This is a genomic window from Aeromonas sp. TS_SC_11 (genome assembly GCF_057318915.1).
Map to the genome: position 1 here is coordinate 3,991,595 of NZ_CM170470.1, position 24,813 is coordinate 4,016,407.

At 57.0% G+C, this 24,813-nt stretch carries 20 protein-coding genes and 1 tRNA gene; 13 read left to right on the forward strand and 8 right to left on the reverse strand.

Annotation, left to right across the window (positions count from 1 at the left end; all coding sequences use genetic code 11):
* Positions 1–5 precede the first annotated feature (5 nt).
* The 4 genes from AC1P02_RS18525 to AC1P02_RS18540 all read left to right on the forward strand — a co-directional run bounded on the left by AC1P02_RS18525 (position 6) and on the right by AC1P02_RS18540 (position 3,802).
* Positions 6–1,349, forward strand: coding sequence for a dihydroorotase (locus AC1P02_RS18525; protein ID WP_485182848.1), 1,344 nt, complete (start codon positions 6–8; stop codon positions 1,347–1,349).
* 238 nt (positions 1,350–1,587) lie between these two features.
* Positions 1,588–1,664, forward strand: a tRNA-Pro gene (locus tag AC1P02_RS18530).
* 240 nt (positions 1,665–1,904) lie between these two features.
* Positions 1,905–2,336 carry a CC0125/CC1285 family lipoprotein gene (locus AC1P02_RS18535; RefSeq protein ID WP_485182849.1) on the forward strand — a complete coding sequence of 144 codons (432 nt, stop codon included), beginning with the start codon at positions 1,905–1,907 and terminating at the stop codon, positions 2,334–2,336.
* Positions 2,337–2,542: 206 nt separating this feature from the next.
* On the forward strand, positions 2,543–3,802 hold the full coding sequence (locus AC1P02_RS18540) for a dicarboxylate/amino acid:cation symporter (RefSeq protein WP_011898617.1): 1,260 nt from the start codon (positions 2,543–2,545) through the stop codon (positions 3,800–3,802).
* An 81-nt stretch (positions 3,803–3,883) separates the two neighbouring features.
* Here the strand turns inward: AC1P02_RS18540 and AC1P02_RS18545 are convergent, their stop codons facing one another.
* On the reverse strand, positions 3,884–4,324 hold the full coding sequence (locus AC1P02_RS18545) for a methyltransferase family protein (RefSeq protein ID WP_485182850.1): 441 nt from the start codon (positions 4,322–4,324) through the stop codon (positions 3,884–3,886).
* A gap of 191 nt (positions 4,325–4,515) precedes the next feature.
* Here AC1P02_RS18545 and alr point away from each other — a divergent pair, with 191 nt between their 5' ends.
* Positions 4,516–5,742, forward strand: a complete 1,227-nt coding sequence (alr, locus tag AC1P02_RS18550) for an alanine racemase (RefSeq protein ID WP_485182851.1) — start codon at positions 4,516–4,518, stop codon at positions 5,740–5,742.
* Positions 5,743–5,795: 53 nt separating this feature from the next.
* Here the strand turns inward: alr and AC1P02_RS18555 are convergent, their stop codons facing one another.
* From AC1P02_RS18555 to AC1P02_RS18585, 7 genes are all read right to left on the reverse strand, one after another.
* Positions 5,796–6,740, reverse strand: a complete 945-nt coding sequence (locus AC1P02_RS18555; protein ID WP_034282953.1) for a TerC family protein — start codon at positions 6,738–6,740, stop codon at positions 5,796–5,798.
* A 295-nt stretch (positions 6,741–7,035) separates the two neighbouring features.
* Positions 7,036–8,031, reverse strand: coding sequence for a murein tripeptide/oligopeptide ABC transporter ATP binding protein OppF (gene oppF / locus AC1P02_RS18560; protein WP_058395427.1), 996 nt, complete (start codon positions 8,029–8,031; stop codon positions 7,036–7,038).
* Positions 8,032–9,012, reverse strand: a complete 981-nt coding sequence (gene oppD / locus AC1P02_RS18565) for an ABC transporter ATP-binding protein (protein ID WP_058395428.1) — start codon at positions 9,010–9,012, stop codon at positions 8,032–8,034.
* A 32-nt stretch (positions 9,013–9,044) separates the two neighbouring features.
* Positions 9,045–9,956 (reverse strand): oligopeptide ABC transporter permease OppC, encoded by a 912-nt coding sequence (gene oppC / locus AC1P02_RS18570; protein WP_113721473.1) that lies wholly within the window; start codon positions 9,954–9,956, stop codon positions 9,045–9,047.
* Between the two features lie 14 nt (positions 9,957–9,970).
* Positions 9,971–10,891 (reverse strand): oligopeptide ABC transporter permease OppB, encoded by a 921-nt coding sequence (gene oppB, locus AC1P02_RS18575; protein WP_021139963.1) that lies wholly within the window; start codon positions 10,889–10,891, stop codon positions 9,971–9,973.
* 98 nt (positions 10,892–10,989) lie between these two features.
* On the reverse strand, positions 10,990–12,609 hold the full coding sequence (locus AC1P02_RS18580; protein ID WP_034523988.1) for an ABC transporter substrate-binding protein: 1,620 nt from the start codon (positions 12,607–12,609) through the stop codon (positions 10,990–10,992).
* 282 nt (positions 12,610–12,891) lie between these two features.
* Positions 12,892–13,527: a YchE family NAAT transporter gene (locus AC1P02_RS18585; RefSeq protein WP_005314822.1), complete on the reverse strand. Its 636-nt coding sequence runs from the start codon at positions 13,525–13,527 to the stop codon at positions 12,892–12,894.
* A gap of 268 nt (positions 13,528–13,795) precedes the next feature.
* Here AC1P02_RS18585 and AC1P02_RS18590 point away from each other — a divergent pair, with 268 nt between their 5' ends.
* The 8 genes from AC1P02_RS18590 to AC1P02_RS18625 all read left to right on the forward strand — a co-directional run bounded on the left by AC1P02_RS18590 (position 13,796) and on the right by AC1P02_RS18625 (position 24,787).
* Entirely contained in the window at positions 13,796–14,428 is a 633-nt protein-coding gene (locus tag AC1P02_RS18590) for a 2OG-Fe dioxygenase family protein (protein ID WP_485182852.1), read from the forward strand.
* A gap of 295 nt (positions 14,429–14,723) precedes the next feature.
* Positions 14,724–17,399 (forward strand): bifunctional acetaldehyde-CoA/alcohol dehydrogenase, encoded by a 2,676-nt coding sequence (adhE, locus tag AC1P02_RS18595; RefSeq protein ID WP_290025322.1) that lies wholly within the window; start codon positions 14,724–14,726, stop codon positions 17,397–17,399.
* A 110-nt stretch (positions 17,400–17,509) separates the two neighbouring features.
* Positions 17,510–18,745, forward strand: coding sequence for an HD-GYP domain-containing protein (locus AC1P02_RS18600; RefSeq protein ID WP_131730886.1), 1,236 nt, complete (start codon positions 17,510–17,512; stop codon positions 18,743–18,745).
* A gap of 353 nt (positions 18,746–19,098) precedes the next feature.
* A complete protein-coding gene (locus tag AC1P02_RS18605) occupies positions 19,099–20,775 on the forward strand; it encodes a LytS/YhcK type 5TM receptor domain-containing protein (RefSeq protein ID WP_485182853.1) in 1,677 nt (558 codons plus the stop codon).
* Between the two features lie 75 nt (positions 20,776–20,850).
* Positions 20,851–21,555 (forward strand): two-component system response regulator BtsR, encoded by a 705-nt coding sequence (gene btsR / locus AC1P02_RS18610; protein ID WP_485182854.1) that lies wholly within the window; start codon positions 20,851–20,853, stop codon positions 21,553–21,555.
* A 142-nt stretch (positions 21,556–21,697) separates the two neighbouring features.
* The gene (locus AC1P02_RS18615; protein WP_005314803.1) at positions 21,698–23,119 is read left to right on the forward strand and encodes a carbon starvation CstA family protein; all 1,422 of its coding nucleotides are present in this window, start codon (positions 21,698–21,700) and stop codon (positions 23,117–23,119) included.
* A 288-nt stretch (positions 23,120–23,407) separates the two neighbouring features.
* Entirely contained in the window at positions 23,408–23,746 is a 339-nt protein-coding gene (locus AC1P02_RS18620; RefSeq protein ID WP_005314799.1) for a DUF3302 domain-containing protein, read from the forward strand.
* A 3-nt stretch (positions 23,747–23,749) separates the two neighbouring features.
* A complete protein-coding gene (locus AC1P02_RS18625) occupies positions 23,750–24,787 on the forward strand; it encodes an HlyD family secretion protein (RefSeq protein WP_125729683.1) in 1,038 nt (345 codons plus the stop codon).
* The last annotated feature ends 26 nt before the right edge of the window (positions 24,788–24,813 follow it).

The window sequence follows — 24,813 nt, forward strand, 5'->3', positions numbered from 1 at the left end:
CCCCCATGAACAAATTGCTTATCAAGAATGCCACCCTGGTCAACGAAGGCCGCATCTACGCCTCCGATGTATTGATTGAAGGGGAACGGATCGCCCGGATCGCCCCCCATCTCGAGGCGCCCGATGCCGTTGTGATCGATGCGGCAGGCCGCCACCTCATCCCCGGCATGATCGATGATCAAGTCCATTTCCGGGAACCTGGCCTGACCCACAAGGGGACCATCGCCAGTGAATCCCGAGCCGCCGTGGCAGGTGGCACCACCAGCTTCATGGAAATGCCCAACGTCAATCCCCAGACCACCACCCTCGACGCCCTCGAAGCCAAATACCAGATAGCCGCCAACTCCTCCGCCGCCAACTACAGCTTCTATCTCGGCGCCACCAACGACAACCTCGACGAGATCAAGCGCCTCGATCCCAAGCAGTCCTGCGGGGTCAAGGTGTTCATGGGGTCGTCCACCGGCAACATGCTGGTGGACAATCAGGAGACACTGGCCGCCATCTTCCGCGAGAGCCCTGTGATGATAGTCACCCACTGCGAGGACACCCCCTCCATCAAGGTGCTGGAAGACGAGGCCCGCGCCAAGTGGGGCGAAGATGTGCCGATGCGCGAGCACGGCCGCATTCGCAATGACGAGGCCTGTTACAAGTCCTCCAGCATGGCGGTGGGTCTGGCGAAAAAGTACGGTGCCAAGCTGCACGTGCTGCATTTGACCTCCGCCAAGGAGCTGTCGCTGTTTACCGCCAGCCATGATCTCAGCGAGCTGAAAGACAAGAACATCACCGCCGAGGTATGCGTCCACCATCTCTTCTTCAACGAGGCGGATTACGACACCCTGGGCAGCCAGATCAAATGCAACCCGGCGGTGAAGACAGCCGCCGACCAGCACGCCCTGCTGGATGCGGTGCGCAACGACGTGCTGGACATCATTGCCACCGACCACGCCCCCCACACCTGGGAGGAGAAGCAGAACAGCTACTTCAAGGCGCCGTCCGGCATCCCCCTGGTGCAGCACTCCATGCTGGCGCTGCTGGAGCTCTACCACAACGGCGTGTTTTCACTGGAGACTATCGTCAAGAAGACATCCCACGCGGTAGCCGAGCGCTTCCAGGTGCAGGATCGCGGCTACATTCGTGAGGGCTACTTCGCGGATCTGGTGCTGCTGGATCTGGGCAAGCCCTATGTGGTCAACGACAGCAACCTGCTCTACCTGTGTGGCTGGTCACCCTTCAACGGTTACCGCTTCCACAGCACGGTGGAGATGACTCTTGTGAATGGCCAGATCGCCTGGCAAAACGGTCAGGTCACCGATCAGGTGCTGGGCAAGCGGTTGACCTTCAACCGCTGATCCGCTCACCACTGATACAAACGGCCGCCCCCAGGGCGGCCGTTTGTATGGTGCCTTGAAAAATGCGTCACAACGCCCCCTGAAATGAGCTCTCGATGGCCGAATTCAACCACTGTGGCGGCACTTTGAGCGTCAATTGCTCGCAAAGCAGGCAAACAGTCTCAGAGCGGGATTTCCCCTGTTGACAGGGTCGGAGCATCTCCATAAACTCAGCCCCCGTCAGCCGAGCTGACTCCGTCGGTGTGTAGCGCAGCCAGGTAGCGCATCTGCATGGGGTGTAGAGGGTCGGAGGTTCGAATCCTCTCACACCGACCAAATTCCCCGGTAAAGGCCTTGTCAAACGACAAGGCCTTTTCTTTTGTGCCGCAGCTCTGGCACTGCCCGTTGATGACCTGAGCGACGATTGTCTCACTGATCGGTTTGTGCTGTAGTGACAAAGTGTTTTGCCAACCGGCCATCGAGATGCAACGTCAGCTCCTCCTCTCCTTTTGCTCCCGTCGCCATGCGCGACGATTCTGCTTTAGCGCCCGCCTGTCCGACCTCTTGTCGGCCTGCATGCTGAGTCTCCTGCTGATCGGTTGTGCTACCTCCTATCACAGCGAAAAGTCATTCTGGAACGGCCAGACCGGCTTTTCCCAGACACAACTTGGCCCCGACAAGTGGCAGCTGGAGTTTGTCGGCAACGATCTGATCGATCGGGAAACGGCTCGCAAGTATGTGCTCAAGCGCGCTGGCGAGATGGCGCAAAGCCGGGACTATGAGTGGATTGAGGTGAACGAACTGACGCTGCAGCGCGATGCGGTCAGGGTCACCCCCTCGCGCCCCGTGTTCGGCTTTGATGAAGAAGAACCTGACCTCTTCCTGGCACAGATGCAGGTGCAACACACCACCTCTGCCCTGCTGATCTTCACCTTGGCTGAGCGCTCATTAAATGAACGATGCATGCAGGCTAATTATCTTGCTGAAATTAAAATAAACAGCGATTAATATCGCCAAAATGCAAGATCCATATCACATACAACTAATGACAACATAAAATTCTGCTACAAGGCTCTGGATTTACCCCCCCGGATTAGGCATGCTGCCAGCACACCGGCTGTCAGGAATCTACGGCACGGATCACAAAAACGGACTGAAGTGGCACTCCTGCCACCCTAAACGCTTTGCACTTATCAAAACTGGGACCTACCCCCATGAAAATGAATAAATTGACGGTTGCCATCCTCATTTCGATGCTGGTTGGCATCCTGACTGGTCAGGGCTATCGCATGTTTGCCCCGGATCAGGCCGCAGGCTTTGCGGACGATATCACCATACTGACCGACATCTTTTTGCGTCTGATCAAGATGATCATCGCCCCCCTTGTCTTCACTACCCTGGTCGTCGGCATAGCCAAGATGGGCGACACCCGCACTGTCGGTCGCATTGGCGCCAAGACCCTTGGCTGGTTCATGCTGGCCTCCCTGCTCTCCCTGAGCCTGGGACTGGTGATGGTTACCCTGCTGCAACCGGGCGTGGGTCTCTCTCTCTCATTGCCGGATGATACCGCCAGCTCAGGTGTGGTCGTCACCGCCATCTCCCTCAAGGACTTTGTCACCCACGCCATACCGAAAAGCGTGGTAGAGGCCATGGCCACCAACGAGATCCTGCAGATAGTAGTGTTCTCCCTCTTCTTCGGGCTGGCTGCCGCTGCTCTGGGCGATGCCGCCAAGCCGGTAGTCAAACTGATGGCAAGCGGTGCCGAGATCATGCTGAAAGTGACCGGCTACGTGATGAACTTCGCTCCGTTCGCGGTATTTGGTGCCATCTCGGCCATGGTCGCCAAGGAAGGTCTCAGCATCCTGGCCACCTACGGCACCTTCATGGCGCAATTCTATCTGGCGCTGGGTTGCCTCTGGCTGCTGCTGATTGCCATGGGCAGTCTGTTTATCCGCCGCCGCATCCTGACCCTGCTGGCCATGATCCGCGAACCCATACTGCTCGCCTTCTCCACCGCCAGCTCCGAAGCTGCCTATCCCAAAACCTTGGATCGATTGGAGAAGTTTGGTTGTGACAAGCGCATCGCCAGCTTCGTGCTGCCCATGGGCTACTCCTTCAACCTGGATGGCTCCATGATGTACTGCACCTTTGCGGTCATGTTCATCGCCCAGGCCTATGGCATAGAGCTCTCCCTGGCTCAGCAGATCACCATGCTGCTGCTGTTGATGGTCACCTCCAAGGGAATGGCCGGTGTGCCACGCGCCTCGCTGGTGGTCATCGCTGCCACCCTCAACCAGTTCCATATTCCGGAAGCGGGCATTCTGCTGCTGCTCGGGATCGACCATTTCCTCGACATGGGCCGTTCAGCCACCAACGTGCTGGGCAATGCCATCGCCGCCAGCGTGGTGGCCAAGACCGAAGACAGCCTGGGGGAAACCGAACCTCTGGGTGAGGTCGATACCGCCAAGGCGTGATCCTCCCCTGCCCCCGAAAAGTAGAACGGCCCGCTGATGCGGGCCGTTTTTTATCTGCGTTTTTTCAGCGTGTCGCGCGGCTCAGCACCAGCGACGAACCCGCCGGCAGTACTCTGCATACGCTTCACCGAAGCGAGCCTGCAGGGCCCGCTCTTCCGGCACGATTTGAAAACGGTCGAGCCAGCCCCACAGCACCAGGGGCCAGATCCAGACCCCCATACCACCCAGATGGCAGGCCAGCGCCATTGTCCAGCAGAGCAGCCCCAGGTACATGGGATTGCGGCTGAGCCGATAAAGCCCTGTGGTCACCAGCACACTGGCCTGCGCCGGCCGGGTTGGACTGACAGTGGTGCCATGCTGGCGAAAGCGCAGCACGCCGCCAAAACCGAACACACTGCCGACCACCGTCAGTAACAGGGCCAGCTCTGGCCACCCCTCCCCGCTACCGCCCCCCAACACCATGGCCAGCACCACTATGCCAAACAGCAGAACAGGCGGTACACGACACTCCAGATCTCTCATCTACTGGCTCCCATGAGACGTGCCACAATCGACACCTTGCGATACACTTCCAACGGGAATAATGCCGCAGGAAATTGACAAAGTTCATAACAATAACAATGCCTTGGCTACACTCTATCCCATCTGCATGACAAAGGCCGTCATAAGGTCGTCATGCACCTCAACGCCAACAATAAAAAAGGAATCACCCCATGCACAAGAAGACACTGCTGGCCACCTTGATCCTGGGCCTGCTGGCCGGTCAAGCCGTCGCAGCCCCCTATCTGCCTCTGGCAAGCGATCATCGCAACGGCGAAGTACAAACCGCCAGCAACGCCTGGCTGGAAGTAGATCTGACCGCGTTTGAGCAGAATCTGCAGACCCTCAAGACCCGCCTCGGCGACAAGGGCCCGCAGATCTGCGCCATCATGAAGGCGGACGCCTACGGTCACGGCATCGACCTGCTGGTTCCCTCCGTCATCAAGGCCGAGATCCCCTGTATCGGCATCGCCAGTAACGAAGAGGCCCGCGTTGCCCGCGAGAAGGGGTTCAGCGGCCGCCTGATGCGGGTACGGGCCGCCACACCGATCGAAGTGGAACAGGCCCTGCCCTACAAGCTGGAAGAGCTAGTTGGCAGCCTGGTGAGTGCTCAGGGGATCTCCGACATCGCCCTGCGCCACCACACCACCATTCCGGTGCATGTCGCCCTCAACTCCGCCGGCATGAGCCGCAACGGCATCGACCTGCGTCTGGCCGATGCCAAGCAAGATGCGCTGGCCATGCTCAAGCTCAAGGGGATCACCCCGGTCGGCATCATGACCCACTTCCCGGTGGAGGAGAAAGAGGACGTCAAGCTGGGGCTAGCCCAGTTCAAGCTGGACTCCCAGTGGCTGCTGGAAGCAGGCAAGCTGGATCGCAGCAAGATCACCATCCATGCCGCCAACTCCTTCGCCACCCTGGCAGTGCCGGACGCCTACTTTGACATGGTGCGCCCGGGCGGCCTGCTCTACGGTGACTCCATCCCCTCCTACACCGAATACAAACGGGTGATGGCATTCAAGACCCAGGTTGCCTCGGTCAACCACTATGCGGCGGGCAACACAGTCGGTTATGACCGCACCTTTACTCTCAAACGTGACTCCTGGCTCGCCAACCTGCCGCTCGGTTACTCCGACGGCTACCGTCGTGCGCTCAGCAACAAGGCCTATGTGCTGATCCAGGGTCAGAAGGTACCGGTGGTCGGCAAGACCTCCATGAACACCATCATGGTGGACGTGACCGATCTCAAAGGGGTGAAGCCCGGTGATGAAGTGGTGCTGTTTGGCCGTCAGGATGAGGCAGAAGTGAAACAGGCTGATCTGGAGGAGTACAACGGCGCCCTGTTGGCGGACATGTACACCATCTGGGGCTACACCAACCCCAAGAAGATCAAACGCTGATAACGCGATATGAAAAAGGGCTCCCGCGGGAGCCCTTTTTATGGGTGCAGCGTTTAAGCCACTTTTTTACGGGTCACAAAGAGACTCAGCCCCATGGAAACCAGCAGGATCAGCGCCACCACGCCCAATGCAATGCCGGTCGGGATCTTGAAGATATCCAGCAGCAGCATCTTGACCCCGATAAACATCAGGATCAGTGCCAGACCGTATTTCAGCAGGGCGAAGCGCTCGGCCACACCGGCCAGCAGGAAATACATGGCGCGCAGACCCATGATGGCGAAGATGTTGGAAGTCAGGACGATGAAGGGATCCGTGGTCACCGCGAAGATGGCCGGGATACTGTCCACCGCGAAGATGAGATCGCTCACCTCCACCAGCACCAGAATGAGCAGCAGCGGCGTCGCATAACGCACACCGTCACGCCAGACGAAGAAGTTCTCCCCTTCCAGAGTCTCGGTCACCTTGAAGCGACGGCGCATCCAGCCCAGCAGCGGGTTGTTGGCCAAGTCAGGCTCCTTGTCGGCGGCCCACAGCATCTTGACCCCGGTCAGCAGCAGGAAGGCGCCAAACAGGTAGAGGATCCAGTGGAACTGCTCGATGAGCCAGCTGCCCGCGAACACCATGCCGGCGCGCATCACTATGGCACCCAGTACCCCGTACAGCAGCACACGGCGCTGCAACTCGGCCGGGATGGCGAAGTAACCGAACAGCATCAGCCAGACGAAGACGTTGTCCACCGCCAGCGCTTTCTCGATGAGATAGCCGGTGAGGAACTCCAGCCCCTTCTGGTTGGCAATTTCGCGGCCTGCGCTGTGATCCAGCCAGAGCCAGATTGCCAGGTTGAAGAGCAGCGCCACGCTGACCCAGACCAGAGACCAGATGCCCGCCTCTTTGAGGGATACCTTGTGTGACTTGCCACCACCGACAAAGCGTATATCTATCCATAACAGGACCAGCACTATGCTGAAGAAACCGGTCCACATCCACCATTCACCCATGTTCATCTCTCCCAAAAACGACAAAACCCACGACCGAGAGGCGTGGGTTTGCGTTTGGAGCAGATACACCTTGCCTCTCGGCAAGGTCTCACTTACAGCTGATTTGCATCAACTGCCCGGCTGCCGGGTGCACTGCAGGAAATGGGTGCACCGTAATGACGACAAACCAGCGAGAAGTTACTCCCCTTGTTAAAGCGGATAGTAACAGCAGCAAAAGATAACGCCAAGATGCATCTTGTCCAAATGCAAAATGAATCGGGGCGCCACCTGGGCGCCCCGTATCGGATGCTCACACTCAGAGCGGATCGGCCTTGAGGCAGGAGACGGCGTGGTCAAAATTGCCCTCCAGCTGGGGCCGGGTCTTGGCACACTCGGGACCCGCCACCGGGCAGCGGGTACGGAACACACAGCCGGACGGCGGATTCATCGGGGATGGCAAGTCACCTTCCAGGATCTGGATGACCTTGCTGCGCTCCAGATCCGGATCCGGAATGGGCACGGCCGACATCAGCGCCTTGGTATAAGGGTGCAGGGGATTGGCGAAGATCTCCTTGCGCGTGCCCAGCTCCACCGCATTGCCCAGATACATCACCAGCACCCGATCCGAGATGTGTTTGACCACGGACAAGTCGTGGGCGATGAAGATGAGCGACAGCCCCATCTCCTTCTGGATTGCCTTAAGCAGGTTCACCACCTGAGCCTGGATGGAAACATCCAGCGCCGAGACAGGCTCGTCACAGATGATCATCTTGGGTTCCAGGATCAGCGCCCGGGCGATGCCGATACGCTGGCACTGGCCGCCGGAAAACTCGTGCGGATAGCGGTTCACCAGGTTGGGCAGCAGACCCACCTTGCTCATCATGGCGCGCACCTTCTCCTTCACCTGCTCTTTGGAGAGGTTGGGATAGAAGGTGATTAGCGGCTCGGCGATGATGTCGCCGATGGTCATGCGCGGGTTCAGGGAGGCCAGCGGATCCTGGAAGATCATCTGGATCTCTTTGCGCTTCTCCCGCAACGCCTTCTGGTCAAGCTTGGTCAGATCGTTGCCCAGCCACACCACCTTGCCGTCGGTAGCCGGTACCAGACCTATCAGGGCACGGGCAAACGTAGACTTGCCACAGCCGGACTCCCCGACTACGCCAAGGGTTTCCCCTTCGTACAGGCGCAGGGTTACCCCATCTACCGCCTTCAACGCCGAGGGCTTGGCCCAGGGCCAGGCCTTGTCACTCTTGATGCTGAAGTGGACCTTGAGGTCGGACACTTCCAGCAGCAGTTTCTTGTCAGTACCCATTTAATTCGCCCCCTTGATCATGGCATCCGATACCCAATGGCAGGCCCGCTCGCGGCCGTCGTTGAACGGCGTCAGAACAGGTGACTGCTGGCCGCAAATCTCGCTCACCCTGTGGCAGCGCTCCTGGAAGGGGCAACCGGTGGGCAGACGCAGCAGGTTGGGCGGATTGCCCGGTATGGTGGGCAGCTCTTCCCCTTCGGTGTCGAGGCGGGGAATGGCGCGCAGCAAGCCTTCGGTATAGGGATGGCTCGGGCGATAGAAGATATCGTTCACCCGGCCGTACTCCATGGTACGACCGGCGTACATCACCAGCACCTTGTCACAGATGCCTGCCACCACGCCCAAGTCGTGGGTGATCATGATGATGGAGGTGTTGAACTCGCGCTTGAGCTCGTTCATCAGCGTCATGATCTGGGCCTGCACCGTCACGTCCAGCGCAGTGGTCGGCTCATCGGCGATAAGCAGCTGCGGCCGGCAGAGCAGGGCCATGGCGATCATCACCCGTTGGCGCATGCCACCGGAAAACTCGTGGGGATACATGTTCATCCGCTTGCGCGACTCGGGGATCTTCACCGCATCCAGCATGCGCACCGACTCTTCGAACGCCTCGGCCTTGCTCACCCCCTTGTGCAGCATCAGCACTTCCATCAGCTGATCCTTGACCTTCATGTAGGGATTCAGCGAGGTCATGGGGTCCTGGAAGATCATGGCGATCTTCTCGGAGCGGATCTTGTTGAGCTTGTGTTCCGGCAGATTCAGGATCTCGTCACCCTGAAACTTGGCCGACCCCGTTATGATGCCGTTCTTGGCCAGCAGCCCCATGATGGCAAATGCCGTCTGGGACTTGCCGGAGCCAGATTCGCCGACGATCCCCAGAGTTTCGCCTGCGGCGAGAGAGAAATTGAGGTCGTTGACCGCCACCACATTGCCGTCCGGAGTCTTGAACTCGACTCGCAGATCTTTTACATCCAGTAATTTCATAAAAACTCCTTATCGATCTTTGGCCGCTCTTGTTATCGATCCTTCGGATCGAGTGCGTCACGCAGACCATCCCCGAGGAAATTGAAGCAAAACAGGGTCACCACCATGAAACCGGCAGGGAACAAGAGTTGCCATATGGCCACTTCCATCGACTTGGAGCCTTCATCCAGCAGGGCACCCCAGCTGGTCATGGGTTCCTGGACGCCGAGGCCCAGAAAACTCAGGAAGGATTCAAACATGATCATGCCCGGCACCAGCAAGGTGGCGTAGACGGCCACGATACCGAGCACGTTCGGCACTATGTGACGGGTGATGATCTTCCACTTGGAGACGCCACAGACGTGAGCCGCCTCGATAAACTCCTTGCTCTTGAGGCTCAGGGTCTGGCCTCGCACTATCCGCGCCATGTCGAGCCAGCTTACGGCCCCGATGGCAATGAAGATGAGCGCCAGATTGCGGCCAAAGAAGGTCACCAGCATGATCACGAAGAACATGAAGGGGAAAGCGTTGAGGATCTCGAGAATCCGCATCATCAGGCTGTCGACCCGACCACCGATGAAACCGGACGCCGCGCCATACAAGGTGCCGATGACCACGGCCACCATGGCCCCCATGATGCCGACCATCAGCGAGATGCGGCCACCCAGCAGGGTGCGCACGAACAGATCACGCCCCAGACTGTCGGTACCGAACCAGTGGCCGGCTTCCATATCCGGCGCGGACTGCATGGCGCCCCAATCCGGATCGTCGAAGGTGTATTGGGACAGGTGGGGACCGACGATCACCGCCAGACCGATAATGGTCAGTATGATGAGGCTGGTCAGTGCAGCCCTGTTACGCAGGAAACGGCGACGGGCATCCTTCCACAGGGAGCGTCCCTCCACCACTTCCACTTGCTGTGCGAACGCCTCGACGGCCTCGCGTTTTTCAGTTGTGACAACCATGATGAACTCCCGACTTAGTAACGGATCTTGGGATCGATAAAGGCATAGAGAATATCGACCACGGCGTTAAAGGTAATGGTGAGGGCACCGACCAGAATGGTCAGGCCAAGCACCATGGAGTAATCACGGTTGAGGGCACCGTTGACAAACAACTGACCAATTCCCGGCAGACCGAAAATGGTCTCTATCACCACTGAACCCGTGATGATGCCGACGAAGGCCGGCCCCAGATAGGAGACCACCGGCAGCATGGCCGGGCGCAGCGCGTGTTTCAGTATGATGTGACGCAGCGGCAAGCCCTTGGCACGAGCGGTACGGATGAAGTTGGAGTTCATGGTCTCGATCATGCTGCCACGCATGATGCGCGAGATGGCGGAGATGTAGTACATCATCATGCCAAATACCGGCAGTACCATGAATTGCACCCCGCCCCCCTGCCAGCCACCGGCCGGGAACCAGCCCAGATAGATACTGAAGAAGAGCACCAGCAAGGGTGCCAGCACAAAGCCCGGGATCACCACACCAGCCATGGCAGACGACATCAAGAGATAGTCGATGAGGGTGTTCTGTTTCAAGGCCGCAATGGTGCCAAAGGTCACCCCCAGCAAGACGGCAAAGACGAAAGCCGCGCTCCCGATCTTGGCAGACACTGGCAGCGCCTGGCTCACCAGATCATTGACGCTGAAGTCCTTGTACTTGAAAGAGGGACCCAGATCGCCCTGGACCAGATTGCCAAGGTAGGTGAGGTATTGCACACCGATGGGCTTGTCCAGGCCGTACTTGGCCTCGATATTGGCCAACACTTCCGGTGGCAGGGCACGTTCGCTGGTAAAGGGGTTGCCCGGCGCGAAACGCATCATGAAGAAAGAGACGGTGATCAAGACCAGCAGAGTCGGGATCGCTTCCAATAGACGTTTAAAAATGAATTTCAACATAGACAATTCCTGTCCTGTACTGCTTCCAAAGGGTCGCGGTTTTAATACTAAGGCCCGCCGTCTGGCGGGCCTGCTTGTTATGCGACTTGTTATTTTACTCAGTGAGCAACGATGTACATGTCTTTGCTGTAGAGGTTATCCAGCGGGTTGGCCGGGTAGCCGCCCACATAGGACTTGACCATGCGGGAGGTCACGTACTGGTAGATGGGGGCGATCGGCATGTCCTTAGTGAGGATCTCTTCGGCCTGGACATAGAGTTTGTTGCGGGAAGCATCATCGACCTGGTCGCGAGACTCGTCCATCAGCTTGTCAAATACCGGGTTGGAGTACTTGCCATCGTTGTTGCCGTGAGTGGTCTGCATCAGATCCAGCATGGAGGAGGCTTCGTTGTAGTCAGCGATCCAGCCACGACGAGCAACATCAAACTGTCCCTGCTTGAGTGTCTCCAGATATGTCTTCCACTCCTGGTTCACCAGGCTCACCTGTACGCCGAGCTTCTTCCACATAGAGGCCACGGCAACCGCTACCTTCTTGTGGTTGTCGTCAGTGTTGTAGAGCAGCTCGAACTTGAGCGGGTTGTCTGGACCATATCCCGCCTCTTGCAACATGGCTTTTGCCTTGGTGTCGCGCTCGGCCTGGGTCAACTTGGACCACTCGGGGGCAACCGGTTTGAAACCATCCACAAAGTCAGGCACCAGGGCATAACCCGGTGTTTCTCCCTTGCCCATCACCTTGTCGGCGATCACGTCACGGTCGATGGCGTAGGTAAGTGCCGTGCGAACCCGAACATCGTCATAGGGTTTGCGTTTGGTGTTGAAGGTGTAGTAGTAGGTCCCCACGTAGCCACTCACCTTCACCTCGTTGGGCAGATCTTTCTTCATCTGCTTGAAGCGCTCGATGGGCATGTTGTAGGTAAGATCCAGCTCACCCGCCAGATAGCGGTTCAACTCGGCGTTGGTGGACTGGATAGGCAGGTAGCTCACCTTGTCGATCACCGTCTTGGCGTTGCCCCAGTATTTGGGGTTGCGCTCGATATCGACGCGTTCGTTCACTACCCAGTCTTTCAGTTGGTAGGCACCGTTGGATACCATGTTGCCGGGCTGGGTCCACTTGTCACCAAACTTCTCGATCACCTTCTTCGGCACCGGATAGGTGGTGGTGTGGGAGAGCATGCTGACGAAGTAAGGGATCGCTTTTTCCAGCTGTACTTCGAAGGTGTAATCATCGACGGCCTTCACGCCCAGCGTATCTGACGGCTTCTTGCCGGCAATGATCTCGGTGGCGTTGACTATGGTCGGGATTTCCATATACCAGGCATAAGGAGAACCAGTCTTGGGATCCACGGCCCGCTTGAAGGCGAACTCGAAATCATGGGCTGTCACGGGATCCCCGTTGGACCACTTGGCATCTTTGCGCAGGTGGAACACGAATTTTTTGTTGTCCTTGGTTTCCCAGGACTCGGCCACACCGGGGAGCACTTCACCCTTGGGGCCGGAGGAGACGAGACCTTCGAACAGGTCACGCAGAATATTGGATTCAACCGTTCCTTCGGTTTTGTGGGGATCGAGCGTTGCGGGCTCGGAGCCGTTGCCTTTCACCAACTGCTGAACATCAGACAGTTTGGTACCTGCGGGGACATCAGCAGCATGCGCTGCATTCATTCCGCCAAATAGCGCTGCCACCAATAGGGTATTAATCATTGTTTTTTTATGAGTCATTTCCATTTACTCCAACAAGAACATTCCATGCATTTGTCCATCAACGAGATAAGTACCCCGCTGCCAGCATAATTCCCTGACAATTCTAATAATGCAATAGATATCATCAGGCTAGGCTGGGATCAATGGTTAAAAAAACAGCTTTTAGCCAATTATTCAGCATTTAAATATCGCGCCATGGACGTTTTTTATACAAACCCGCTCGATTCTAGGAAATGACTAACAAAAAAGAAACAATAAAAAGCCGGTCACGAGGACCGGCTCCGACAAAACAGACCTGAATCACATCAATCCGGGGAAGACTCCCTTGATCCCTGCCACCATGATCTCGATGCCCAGTGACATCATGATAAGACCCATGATCCGGGTGACCACGTTGATGCCGGTGTTGCCCATCAGCTTGAACAGCAAGGGGGCGGCGCGGAAGATGAGCCAGGAGCAGAATGCAAACACCATGACCACCAGCGACATGCCCAGCATCTGGGACCAGGTGCTCTGGCTGGCGTAGACAATAGAAGAAGAGATGGCACCCGGACCCGCCATCAACGGCAGTGCCAAGGGCACCACAGCGACAGATTCGCGCGCGGCAAGCTCACCCTTCTCCTGTTTGTTATGCTTCACCTCCCCCAGCTTGCCCTGCAGCATGGACCAGGCGATCAGGGTAATCAGGGATCCACCGGCGATGCGAAACGACGCCAGCGAGATGCCAAAGCCATCGAGGATCAGCTGCCCCATGTACATGGAGACCAGCAAGATAATCATCACGGCAATGTTGGCGGTGGTGTTGGTCTTCATCCGCTCTTCCGGCGTTTGATGGCCAGTCAGACTGACAAACACCGGCAACAACCCCAATGGGTTGATGATCGCGAACAAACCGATGAAGAACTTCAGATATAAAGAGACGTCAATCGCTGCCATAGGCGCCATCCAGAAGTAAGCAAGGCCACGGGGATCCCCCCGATAAATCGTGCGTAAATTTACACCATGCCAATGCCCTTCACCAATCAAATAATCTCACCCTTTCCGTGGCTTTTCAGTTAGTTCCTCTAATGCATGGCCAAAATTCAACACATTGACTTGTTAATAAAGATTGTTGCGATTTAACACTCTGATAAAATCACGTCGAGCTTTATGTGGCCACGGAGTTTTGGCACAAGATTTCATCTCAGCAAACAAGGATTTTGTAATGATTGATACGGACATCAAGTTGAAATGGCACCTGGATTCGCTGCCGGCAGGCACTGTCGACCCCCTGTTCGGCTTTTTTGATCGACTGCCGGTCGATCCCTATATTCAGGGCACCTTTCGGGAACGCCGCTATGGCCGTGTCGAAAAAGAAGGGTCACGCTTCTTCCCCCTCGACAACGGCGTCTTCTTTCAGGCCGCCGCCATCAACAAGTTCCTCGGGGATGTGCCCAGAACCTATGCCGAGCTGGATCCCGCTTTTGTCGCCCATCCCGCCTTTGGGCAGATGCTGACCCGCTTTGCCCGTCATGTTCGACTCGCGGATGGCAAGGCGATCGGCATTCACCAGATGCGGATCACGACGGCCCAGGGCGAGAGCGTGCCTCCCGCACCGGAAGGAGTCCATCAGGATGGCTTCGACTTTATCGGCGTGTTCTTTTGTGGCAGCGAAGGCGTCAGTGGCGGCGCGCTTCAGCTTTATCATGGATTAAAAGAACAACCATTTTTCCAACAAGAGTTACATCCAGGAGAATATCTGGTCCTGGATGACCGCTGTTTCTATCACAATGCAGCCCCTGTACTCCCCCTGGCCCCGACCCGGGGACACTGGGACGTAATAGTGCTAACTGCTTGAAAAATGGTGCGTGGCGCCCTGTTCACGCACCATTCATCCCGTTTTTGCTCCACTCTACATTCACGTAACATCCGGAAAACATGTATTGTGAAACAAAATTTCTTTTGTTCTTTTGTTACACATGATCCAGATCAAATTTTTCTGAGTCAGACCCGCTCTATAATCGGCTCAGAAAGCAATTTAGTAAGGCATGTAAATACCCCCTTATAGTGATTCTCGCCTTGACAGGGCGACTATAATTGCCGGGCATTGCCAAACTCTTACTAAACAGTTTTCAAATCATCAGGAGATAAACATGGCAGTAACCAATTTGGCTGAACTGGATGCACTGGTCGCCCGCGTCAAAGAAGCTCAGCGTGAATTCGCCAGCTTCTCGCAAGAGCAGGTAGACAAGGTTTTCCGTGCCGCCGCCCTGGCCGCCAGCAATGCCCGTATCCCCCTGGCCCAGATGGCCGTGGCAGAATCCGGTATGGGTATCATCGAAGACAAGGTTATCAAGAACCACTTCGCCTCCGAATACATCTACAACGCCTATAAAGACGAGAAGACCTGCGGCATCCTGAGCCAGGATGACGAGATGGGCACCATGATCATCGCCGAGCCGGTAGGTATCATCTGCGGTATCGTTCCGACCACCAACCCGACCGCTACCGCGATCTTCAAATCTTTGATTTCCCTGAAGACTCGTAACGCCATCATCTTCTCCCCGCACCCCCGCGCCAAGAACTCCACCAATACCGCTGCCAAGCTGGTACTGGATGCAGCCGTTGCCGCCGGTGCACCGAAAGACATCATCGGCTGGATCGATCAACCGTCCGTTGAGCTGTCCAATGCGCTGATGAAGCACAATGACATCAACCTGATCCTGGCCACCGGTGGCCCGGGCATGGTGAAAGCCGCTTACTCTTCAGGCAAGCCTGCCATCGGTGTAGGTGCCGGTAACGTGCCAATCGTCATCGACGAAACTGCCGATGTAAAACGTGCCGTCGCCTCTATCCTGATGTCCAAGACCTTCGACAACGGTGTGGTCTGTGCTTCCGAGCAAGCCGTCATCGTCGTTGACTCCATCTACAACCAGGTAAAAGAGCGTTTCTCCAACCACGATGGCTACATCCTGTCCAAAGATGAAGCGGACAAGGTACGTAAGGTGCTGCTGATCAACGGCGCGCTGAACGCAGATATCGTTGGTCAGCCGGCCACCAAGATCGCCGCCATGGCCGGTGTGACTGTACCTGCCACCACCAAGATCCTCATCGGTGAAGGCCTGGAATTGTGCGCTGAAGATGAGTTCGCTCATGAGAAGCTTTCCCCGACCCTGGGTATGTTCCGCGCCAAGAATTTTGAAGACGCTGTCGACATGGCCTGCACCATGGTCAACATCGGTGGTATCGGTCACACCTCAGGTCTGTACACCGACCAGGATCGCAATCAGGACCGCATCAGATACTTCGGCGACAAGATGAAGACCGCCCGTATCCTGATCAACACCCCTTCTACCCAAGGTGGTATCGGTGACCTGTACAACTTTGCTCTTGCTCCTTCCCTGACCCTGGGTTGCGGCTCCTGGAGTGGTAACTCCATCTCCGAGAACGTCGGTCCCAAGCACCTGATCAACAAGAAGACAGTCGCAAAACGGGCAGAAAATATGCTGTGGCACAAACTTCCGAAATCCATCTATTTCCGTCGTGGCTCCCTGCCGATTGCCCTGGGTGATCTGGAAGGCAAAAAGCGTGCAATGGTTGTTACCGACCGCTTCCTGTTCAACAACGGCTATGCCGATGACGTAGTTCGTCTGCTCAAGAAGCTGAACATGGAAGTGGAAGTATTCTACGAAGTAGAAGCTGACCCGACCCTGTCCATCGTCCGCAAGGGCGCCGAGATGGCCAACTCCTTCAAGCCGGACGTTATCCTGGCGCTGGGTGGTGGTTCACCGATGGATGCGGCCAAAATCATGTGGGTCATGTACGAGCACCCGGATACCGCGTTTGAAGACCTGGCCATGCGCTTCATGGACATCCGCAAGCGTATCTACAAGTTCCCGAAAATGGGCGTGAAGGCCGAACTGGTCTGTATCACCACCACTTCCGGTACCGGTTCTGAAGTCACTCCGTTTGCAGTCGTGACCGACGACGCCACCGGCATGAAGTACCCGCTGGCCGACTACGAGCTGACCCCGAACATGGCCATCGTGGATGCCAACCTGGTCATGAACATGCCCAAGTCCCTGTGCGCCTTCGGTGGTGTGGATGCGGTCACTCACGCCATGGAAGCCTACGTTTCCGTACTGGCCAACGAATACTCCGACGGTCAGGCACTGCAAGCCCTGAAGCTGCTGAAAGAGTATCTGCCTTCCAGCTACCAGAATGGTGCCAACGACCCGGTTGCTCGCGAGAAGGTGCACAATGCTGCCACCATCGCCGGTATCGCGTTCGCCAACGCCTTCCTGGGTGTCTGCCACTCCATGGCGCACAAGCTGGGTGCCGAGTTCCACATCCCGCACGGCCTGGCCAACGCCCTGCTGATCAGCAACGTCATCCGCTACAACGCGAACGACAACCCGACCAAGCAGACTGCGTTCTCCCAGTACGACCGTCCGCAGGCTCGCCGTCGTTACGCCGAAGTGGCTGACCACCTGGGTCTGACTGCCGCCGGTGACCGCACCGCTGCCAAGATCGAGAAGCTGCTGGCCTGGCTGGATGAGCTGAAAGCCACTCTGGGCATCCCTGCCTCCATCCGTGAAGCTGGCGTGAACGAAGCCGACTTCCTGGCCAAGGTTGACCAGCTGGCGCTGGAAGCCTTCGATGATCAGTGCACCGGCGCCAACCCGCGCTACCCGCTGATCACCGAGCTCAAAGCCATCCTGATGGACACCTACTATGGTCGTCCCTTCACCGAGGAAGCTCAGGTAGCGGCCAAGGTAGAAGCCAAGGTTGAGACCAAGGTAGACAGCAAGAAGAAATCCAAGGCCTGATAATCGGACTTGAACTCGAGAGCCCGCGCACATGCGCGGGCTTTTTTGTTTGTCTATCTCTCTAATTTTGCTAGCTTGTTGGTAGGCATTCATGAAATGCGAGTTAGCACATGGCGCTGATACAAGCCTCGATAGAGCAGTTACGGATCGGCCACTACATCCATCTCCCCACGGGATGGACCAGTCACCCTTTTATGTTCAATGCCTTCAAGATCAAGGATCAGCAGCAACTCGACATCATACGTCACCTCGACCTCACCCTCTTGATGGTGGATCCGGACAAGAGCGATCTGCCCATCGAACCCATCTTGCGGGGCGATATCCCTTCTGCCGGCCCTGATCTGTCGGCCATTGACGAGATAGTAGACTCAGGCCCTCCCCCTTTTGATGAGAAAGCCTTCCGCCGCTCCCTGCGCGCTGCCGACAAGGCCTTTGGCCAATCCATGTCAGAGCTGCGCGATGCGCTGGGGGCCCTCAACCTCAAGCCTGACGAGGGACTGGCCAACACGGCGCAGATAGTGCGCAATGCCGCCGCCCGCATCAGTGAACATGAGGGCCCCCTCGGCCTGCACCTCATTCGCAGCCCGCACACCGACATACTGCTGCAGCACAGCCTGAACGTGGCCTTCATCGCCATGCTGATGGCTCGCGAATTGGGCATGAACCCGGTCGAGATCGAGGAGGCGGGTCTGGCGGGGCTGATCCACGACATAGGGGAGCTGAAGATACCGAGCCAGATCACCCAGAAACGGGGGGATCTCAACAAGTCGGAACAGAATTTTCTCAACATGCATCCCCAGTACGGACTGGATATGCTGACGCACTTGCAGGCATTCGAGCCCAAGATCCGCCAGGTGGCCCATCTGCACCATGAGCGACTCGATGGCAGTGGCTTCCCCCTCGGCATCAAGGGGGGCGAGATCCCGCCACTGGCACGGATTATCGGACTGGTGGACTACTATGACGAACTGTTGCATCCACGCAGCAGCGCTATGCCTGCCGCCCCGAGTCAGGCCATCAGCCAGCTCTACAAGCTGTCACAGAAGAAGTTCGACCAGGATCTGGTCAAGTTGCTGATCAAGGTATTGGGAGTCTATCCTCCCGGTTCTCTGGTGCTGCTCTCCGACAGTTCAGTGGCGCTAGTACTGTCCACCGAGCCCACCATGCCCCTCAAACCCAAGGTATTGCCTTATATAAAGGCACAGCGGCCGGAAGGAGTTGCCATGCTGGATTTGCGGGAAGATGAACGCACCATCAAATCCTTTATCAAGCAGGAGGACCTGGATGAGGGACAACGGCTGTTTTTTAACCTGACCCGGCGCTTCTGTTACTATTTTGCCTTCTGAGTTATCCCCAGAAGCTGGGGATAACTCATTGGACAAACCTGAATAATTGCCCGATTACCCTCAAAACGGTTCACCGCCGATCCTGGATAAAAAACGCCCAGCCAAGAGGCTGGGCGGAGCATGCCACTTCCATGTGGCGCATCCAGCGGATACATTCATGCTCCACCCAGCAATATCAACCCTTTGGCGATTACACAAATATCAATTTAACATGCTGATTTAATATGGTTTTATTTCACGTTTCTGGCAAACTGCGCCCGTGTTCGGGTCGGGGGAGCTCGCAGAACAAGATCCTGATCACATTTGCCCATCCCGACCGCTTTTTTCGGTATGAACTCTGAGGAACGTTTTTTATGCAGTTGGTCCTCTCTTTGCTTCAACAGATGAGCGTCAGCCTGGTGATCGCCTATCTCTTCTCCAAGAGCCCCCTGCTGCGTCCCCTGGCCAACTATTCCGTAAGACTTCCTCACAAGATACTGATATACATTATTTTTTCGTGTTTTTGCATCCTTGGCACCTATGTGGGACTGGATATTGACGATGCCATCGCCAATACCCGTGCCGTCGGTGCCGTGCTGGGGGGACTGCTGGGGGGGCCGCTGGTGGGATTTTTGGTCGGACTGACCGGGGGTCTGCACCGCTACACCCTGGGGGGATTTACCGACCTCGCCTGCGCCATCTCCACCACCTGCGAGGGACTGCTGGGCGGGCTGGTGCACTGGCGGCTGATGCGCTCAGGACGCATGAATGCGCTGTTCGAACCCAGGATTGCGTTCTTCACGACATTTGGCGCTGAAATATTGCAGATGGTCATCATACTGCTGGTGGCGACCCCCTTTGACAAATCCCTGCTGCTGGTACGCACCATAGCCACTCCCATGATCCTGGCCAACTCCTGCGGTGCGGCGCTATTTATCAGCATGATCCGCGATCAGCAGCGGATGTATGAGAAGTTCTCCCGGGTCTTCTCCGCCAAGGCGCTCACCATTGCCAACCGCACCGTCGGTATCATGAGCCAGGGTTTCACCGCTGAGGCAAGCAGCAAGATAGCCCATATCGTAAAAGAGGAGACAGGGGTCGGCGCCGTCGCCATTACGGATACCGACAAGATCCTCGCTTTCATCGGCACAGGGGAAGATCACCACAAACCGGGTACCCCCATTGCCTCCGCCATCACGCTGCAGGCCATTGCCAAAAACAAGGTGCTGTTTGCCGATGGCAACAGCCAGCCCTACCGCTGCAGTCTCTCGCCCCAGTGCCAGCTTGGCTCCGTATTGGTGATACCGCTGCACGGTGATAAGGGGGTGATAGGCACCATCAAGCTCTATGAGCCCAAGAAGCGGCTGTTTCTCAAGATCAACCACACGCTGGGGGAAGGGATAGCCAACCTGCTGTCACAACAGTTGCTGGCCGGTCGGCTGGAGCAGCAGCAGCGCCTGCTGGTGCAATCCGAGCTCAAGCTCATCCAGGCCCAGATCAATCCCCATTTTCTGTTCAATACCCTCAATACCATCAGCGCCATTACCCGGCGCGATCCGGACAAGGCCCGGGAACTGCTGCTGCACCTGTCGCTGTTCTTTCGCAAGAACCTCAAGCGCCAGAGTGGCCTCGCCACCCTGCAGGAAGAGCAGGAACACTGCCAATCCTATCTGGAGATAGAGCTGGCCCGCTTTGGGGACAGGCTGACCGTCATCAACGAGATCCCGCCTCATCTTGCCAACCTGAAGTTGCCAAGCTTTACCCTGCAGCCGCTCATCGAGAATGCCATCAAGCACGGCATCTCGACCTTGCTGGAGCAGGGATGCATCCGCCTTTATACCGAAGAGCGTCAGGAGAGCGTGACTATCTGCGTGGAGGACAACGCCGGCACCTGGCAGGAGAAGCCCGCAGGGGATGGTCTGGGCATGACCATAGTGGATCGGCGCCTCAAGAGCGCGTTTGGCAATCGTTATGGCGTCAGTGTCAGCTGCGAGCCGGAGCGCTGGACCCGCGTCTCCTTCACCCTGCCCAGGGACGCCTCCGGATGCTGAACCTCCTGATATTGATGGTCAGATGTACTCCCCCCCATGGCTGCTCACCCATTGTCACTCTGTTCAGGAGATCCCATGATCCGCACACTCATCGTCGATGATGAACTCTATGCCCGTGAGGAGTTGGCCCTGCACCTTGGCCAGGATCCCGATATCGAGATCCTGGGCCAGGCGGCCAATGCCATCGAGGCTTTGCCACTGATACAGCGACTCAAGCCGGATGTGGTGTTTCTCGACATCCAGATGCCCAAGCTGAGCGGCATGGAGCTGGTCGCCATGCTGGATCCCCTGCCCCGCATCGTGTTTGTCACCGCCTTCGATGAGTACGCCATCCAGGCCTTTGAAGAGAACGCCTTCGACTATTTGCTCAAACCGGTAGAGCCGGCACGGCTGGCCAAGACGCTAAGCCGCCTGCGCCAGGATATCAGCCCCCAATCCATGGCGATGCTGGCTCCGGCTATCCGCCACATTCCTGGCTATTTGCACAACCGGGTGCGACTGCTGCCCATCGAGCAGGTGGAGTACGCTTTCTCTGATCTCGGCGGTGTGCACGTCGCCTGTCAGGGTGAGCTGTTTCATACCCAGCTCACCCTCAAATCCCTGGAAGAGAAGACCCCCCTGCTGCGCTGTCACCGCCAGTATCTGATCTCTCCCAGCGCCATCTTCGAGATCCAGCTGCTGGAAAACCAGCTGGCCCAGATCGTTACCCCAAGCGGCGCCCGGGTACCGGTCAGCCGTCGCTACCTCAAGGAACTCAAAGACGAACTGGGACTGGAATAGTGGCGTGGGACTGTGCGCCTGATCACAGCCGGCGACCACTCGAGTCACCATGGCGCCGCTCGGCGCGTTTCACCTGCCCTTGACAGGCGACCCCATTAGACTGGCTGCGCACATCATAGAATAACAATGCAGGAGCGTAGCAATGATCTGGTTCTTCCTCTGTGTCGGCTTACTTGTCGCCGGCTATTTTATTTACGGCAAGTTCATCGAGCGGATATTTGGCCCGAAACCCGAGCGTGCCACCCCCGCCATCACCATGGCTGACGGTGTGGACTATGTGCCCATGTCGGACAAGAAAGTCTACCTGGTGCAACTGCTCAACATCGCCGGCGTCGGCCCCATCTTCGGCCCGATCCTCGGCGCCCTCTATGGTCCGGTCGCCATGCTCTGGATCGTATTCGGCTGCATCTTTGCCGGTGCGGTGCACGACTACTTCTCCGGCATGCTGTCGGTGCGCGCCAAGGGCGCCTCTGTGCCAACCGTGGTCGGTGAACATCTGGGCACGGTCGCCAAGCACTTCATGAACCTGTTTGCGGTCGTGTTGCTGATGCTGGTAGGCGTGGTCTTCGTACTGAGCCCGGCGGGCCTTCTGGCCAACCTCACCTCCACCGATCTGGTCTACTGGATTGTGGCGATTTTTGCCTACTACATCCTCGCCACCATAGTCCCCATCGACAAGATCATCGGTCGCTTCTATCCCATCTTCGGCGCTCTGCTGGTGTTCATGTCGGTCGGCCTCATCGTCGGTCTCATCGTCTCCGGCAAAGGCTTCTACAACACAGGGATGGACTTCTCCAACCTGCACCCCACCGAGCTGCCGCTGTGGCCGCTGCTGTTCATCACCATCGCCTGTGGCGCCGTCTCCGGTTTCCATGCCACCCAGTCACCGCTGATGGCGCGCTGCATGCAAAACGAGAAATCCGGCCGCTTCATTTTCTACGGCGCCATGATAGGCGAAGGTGTCATCGCCCTGATCTGGTGCACACTGGGCCTCTCCTTCTATGAAAGCACGGAAGCGCTCAACGCTACCATGGCCAACGGCGGCCCGGCGGCGGTAGTACACGAGGTCTCCACCAGCCTGCTCGGTACCGTCGGCGGCATACTGGCCATCCTCGGCGTGGTGATCCTGCCCATCACCTCCGGTGATACCGCGTTTCGCAGTGCCCGCCTGATTGTGGCTGACTTCTTCAACCTGACCCAGAAACCCATGGCCAAGCGTCTGCTCATCGCAGTCCCCATGTTTATCCTTGGCTTTATCATCTCCAAGGCGGAATTCGGGGTGATCTGGCGCTACTTCGGCTGGGCCAACCAGACCACGGCCGTGATCATGCTGTGGGCCGCCGCGGCTTATCTGGCCAAAGAGGGCAAACTGCACTGGGTCTGTACCATTCCCGCCATGTTCATGACGGCTGTGGTGTTCACCTACCTGGCCAATGCCCCCATAGGTTTTGGGCTGGAGATGGGCATTTCCACCGTCATTGGCCTGGCGTCCACCGCCGCCATTACCATTGCCTTCCTGCTGAAATACCGTCCGGCCCTGGTCAGCAATCCAGGCGAAAGCTGAGCATCATGCTGCAAACAAAAGGGGGAGCCAAATTGGCGCCCCCTTTTTTGATCATCCGCAGTGGCGGGCAAGCATAAACAGGCGGCCAGTGTCACCAACCAAATGCGCACCTTTTCGCTCGTAAAAATGAGTCCTGCATCAATGTTTAATTATTCCATCCTGCTTAAGCTTCGATACAAGATCAGGCTGTAAAATCCCGGCGCATCCCCGATAAATATGTGATATTCAATTGCTTTATCTAAAATTGAATCCAATGATTGGTTGTGCATCAAACCTGTGGAGACACCCATGTTCCTTGATTATTTTGCCCTTGGCCTGCTCTTCTTTGTCGGGCTGGTCATGTTCTACGGGATCATAGTGATCCACGATATTCCTTATGAAATAGCCAAACACCGTCAGCACCCCCACCAAGATGCCATTCATGTGGCGGGATGGGTCAGTCTGTTTACCCTGCATGTGCTCTGGCCCTTCCTCTGGATCTGGGCCACTGTCTATCGTCCTGATCGCGGCTGGGGCTTCAACCAGCGTCTGCAACAGGATGAAGACGAGATACAGCTTCTCAAGCAGGAACTCGCCGATCTCAAGGCACGCATCGATACCATCCAACAGACTGAACAACAGGGATAAATCATGGACCTGCTACTGATCCTGACCTACACGGCCCTGTGTGTGGCCGTGTTCAAGATTTTTCGCATCCCGCTCAACAAGTGGACTGTGCCCACGGCAGCGCTGGGTGGCGTGCTCATCATCGGCACCCTGATCATGCTGATGAACTACAACCACCCCTACTCCGAAATGGCCCGCAACTACTACGTCTCCACACCGATTGTTCCCCTGGTAAAGGGGCGGGTTGTCGAGGTACCGGTACAAGCCAACCAGCCGGTGAAAAAAGGCGACGTGCTGTTTCGTATCGAGTCCGAACCTTTCCAGCTGAAGGTGGATAGCCTGAGCGCGCGACTCGACGCCAATAGTGAACACCTCAAATCCATCGAGGCCAGACTGCGTTCTGCCAGACTGGACAGGGATCGCGCCAGTGACTTGATGCGGCGGGGAGTTGGCAAGCAGCGGGATCTCGATGTCACGCAAGCGAATGTGGACGACATAGTGGCCCAGATTGACCAGCAAAAAGCCACCCTGGAAGATCTGCAAGCCCAGCTGAACGAGGCAAAATACCAGCTGGCACAGACAGTGGTTTATGCCCCCAGTGATGGCCATGTGGTGCAGCTGGCCCTGCGTCCCGGCATGATTGCCACCCCTTTCATGTATCGCCCCGTGATGACCTTCATCCATAAAGACGATACCGCCTACGTCGGCTGGTTCTGGCAAAACAGCATGCAGCGTCTGGCAATTGGTGACGAGGCCGAAGTGGTGATCGATGGTATCCCCGGCAGGATCTTCAAAGGCACTGTCACCGCCGTGGTGCCGGCTATCGCAGCAGGCAATGTCCAGGCCAATATTGGTCTGCTGGATCAGACAACAGCGGTGCGTCCGGGTCGTCTGCCTGTGGTCATCTCCATCACGGATCCCGAGTGGCACAAGTATCAGGTGATCGCTGGCGCCAGTGGTCAGGCCGCCATCTATACCCAGCACTTCCACCATGTTTCCGTGATGCGCAAGGTGCTGCTGCGCATGGCAAGCTGGATGAACTACGTCTTCCCCTTCCATTAATCAGCTCAAGGGATCCCAGCGGGCCG

What these genes read in the sequence shown, in the direction of transcription:
- AC1P02_RS18620 (WP_005314799.1), top strand. Translation starts at nt 23,408, where the DNA reads ATGTTCCTTGATTATTTTGCCCTTGGCCTGCTCTTCTTTGTCGGGCTG.
- oppC (WP_113721473.1), bottom strand. Translation starts at nt 9,956, where the DNA reads ATGGTTGTCACAACTGAAAAACGCGAGGCCGTCGAGGCGTTCGCACAG.
- AC1P02_RS18525 (WP_485182848.1), top strand. Translation starts at nt 6, where the DNA reads ATGAACAAATTGCTTATCAAGAATGCCACCCTGGTCAACGAAGGCCGC.
- AC1P02_RS18585 (WP_005314822.1), bottom strand. Translation starts at nt 13,527, where the DNA reads ATGGCAGCGATTGACGTCTCTTTATATCTGAAGTTCTTCATCGGTTTG.
- oppB (WP_021139963.1), bottom strand. Translation starts at nt 10,891, where the DNA reads ATGTTGAAATTCATTTTTAAACGTCTATTGGAAGCGATCCCGACTCTG.
- alr (WP_485182851.1), top strand. Translation starts at nt 4,516, where the DNA reads ATGCACAAGAAGACACTGCTGGCCACCTTGATCCTGGGCCTGCTGGCC.
- oppD (WP_058395428.1), bottom strand. Translation starts at nt 9,012, where the DNA reads ATGAAATTACTGGATGTAAAAGATCTGCGAGTCGAGTTCAAGACTCCG.
- AC1P02_RS18615 (WP_005314803.1), top strand. Translation starts at nt 21,698, where the DNA reads ATGATCTGGTTCTTCCTCTGTGTCGGCTTACTTGTCGCCGGCTATTTT.
- adhE (WP_290025322.1), top strand. Translation starts at nt 14,724, where the DNA reads ATGGCAGTAACCAATTTGGCTGAACTGGATGCACTGGTCGCCCGCGTC.
- AC1P02_RS18540 (WP_011898617.1), top strand. Translation starts at nt 2,543, where the DNA reads ATGAAAATGAATAAATTGACGGTTGCCATCCTCATTTCGATGCTGGTT.
- AC1P02_RS18555 (WP_034282953.1), bottom strand. Translation starts at nt 6,740, where the DNA reads ATGGGTGAATGGTGGATGTGGACCGGTTTCTTCAGCATAGTGCTGGTC.
- AC1P02_RS18625 (WP_125729683.1), top strand. Translation starts at nt 23,750, where the DNA reads ATGGACCTGCTACTGATCCTGACCTACACGGCCCTGTGTGTGGCCGTG.
- AC1P02_RS18535 (WP_485182849.1), top strand. Translation starts at nt 1,905, where the DNA reads ATGCTGAGTCTCCTGCTGATCGGTTGTGCTACCTCCTATCACAGCGAA.
- AC1P02_RS18545 (WP_485182850.1), bottom strand. Translation starts at nt 4,324, where the DNA reads ATGAGAGATCTGGAGTGTCGTGTACCGCCTGTTCTGCTGTTTGGCATA.
- oppF (WP_058395427.1), bottom strand. Translation starts at nt 8,031, where the DNA reads ATGGGTACTGACAAGAAACTGCTGCTGGAAGTGTCCGACCTCAAGGTC.
- AC1P02_RS18580 (WP_034523988.1), bottom strand. Translation starts at nt 12,609, where the DNA reads ATGACTCATAAAAAAACAATGATTAATACCCTATTGGTGGCAGCGCTA.
- AC1P02_RS18600 (WP_131730886.1), top strand. Translation starts at nt 17,510, where the DNA reads ATGGCGCTGATACAAGCCTCGATAGAGCAGTTACGGATCGGCCACTAC.
- AC1P02_RS18605 (WP_485182853.1), top strand. Translation starts at nt 19,099, where the DNA reads ATGCAGTTGGTCCTCTCTTTGCTTCAACAGATGAGCGTCAGCCTGGTG.
- btsR (WP_485182854.1), top strand. Translation starts at nt 20,851, where the DNA reads ATGATCCGCACACTCATCGTCGATGATGAACTCTATGCCCGTGAGGAG.
- AC1P02_RS18590 (WP_485182852.1), top strand. Translation starts at nt 13,796, where the DNA reads ATGATTGATACGGACATCAAGTTGAAATGGCACCTGGATTCGCTGCCG.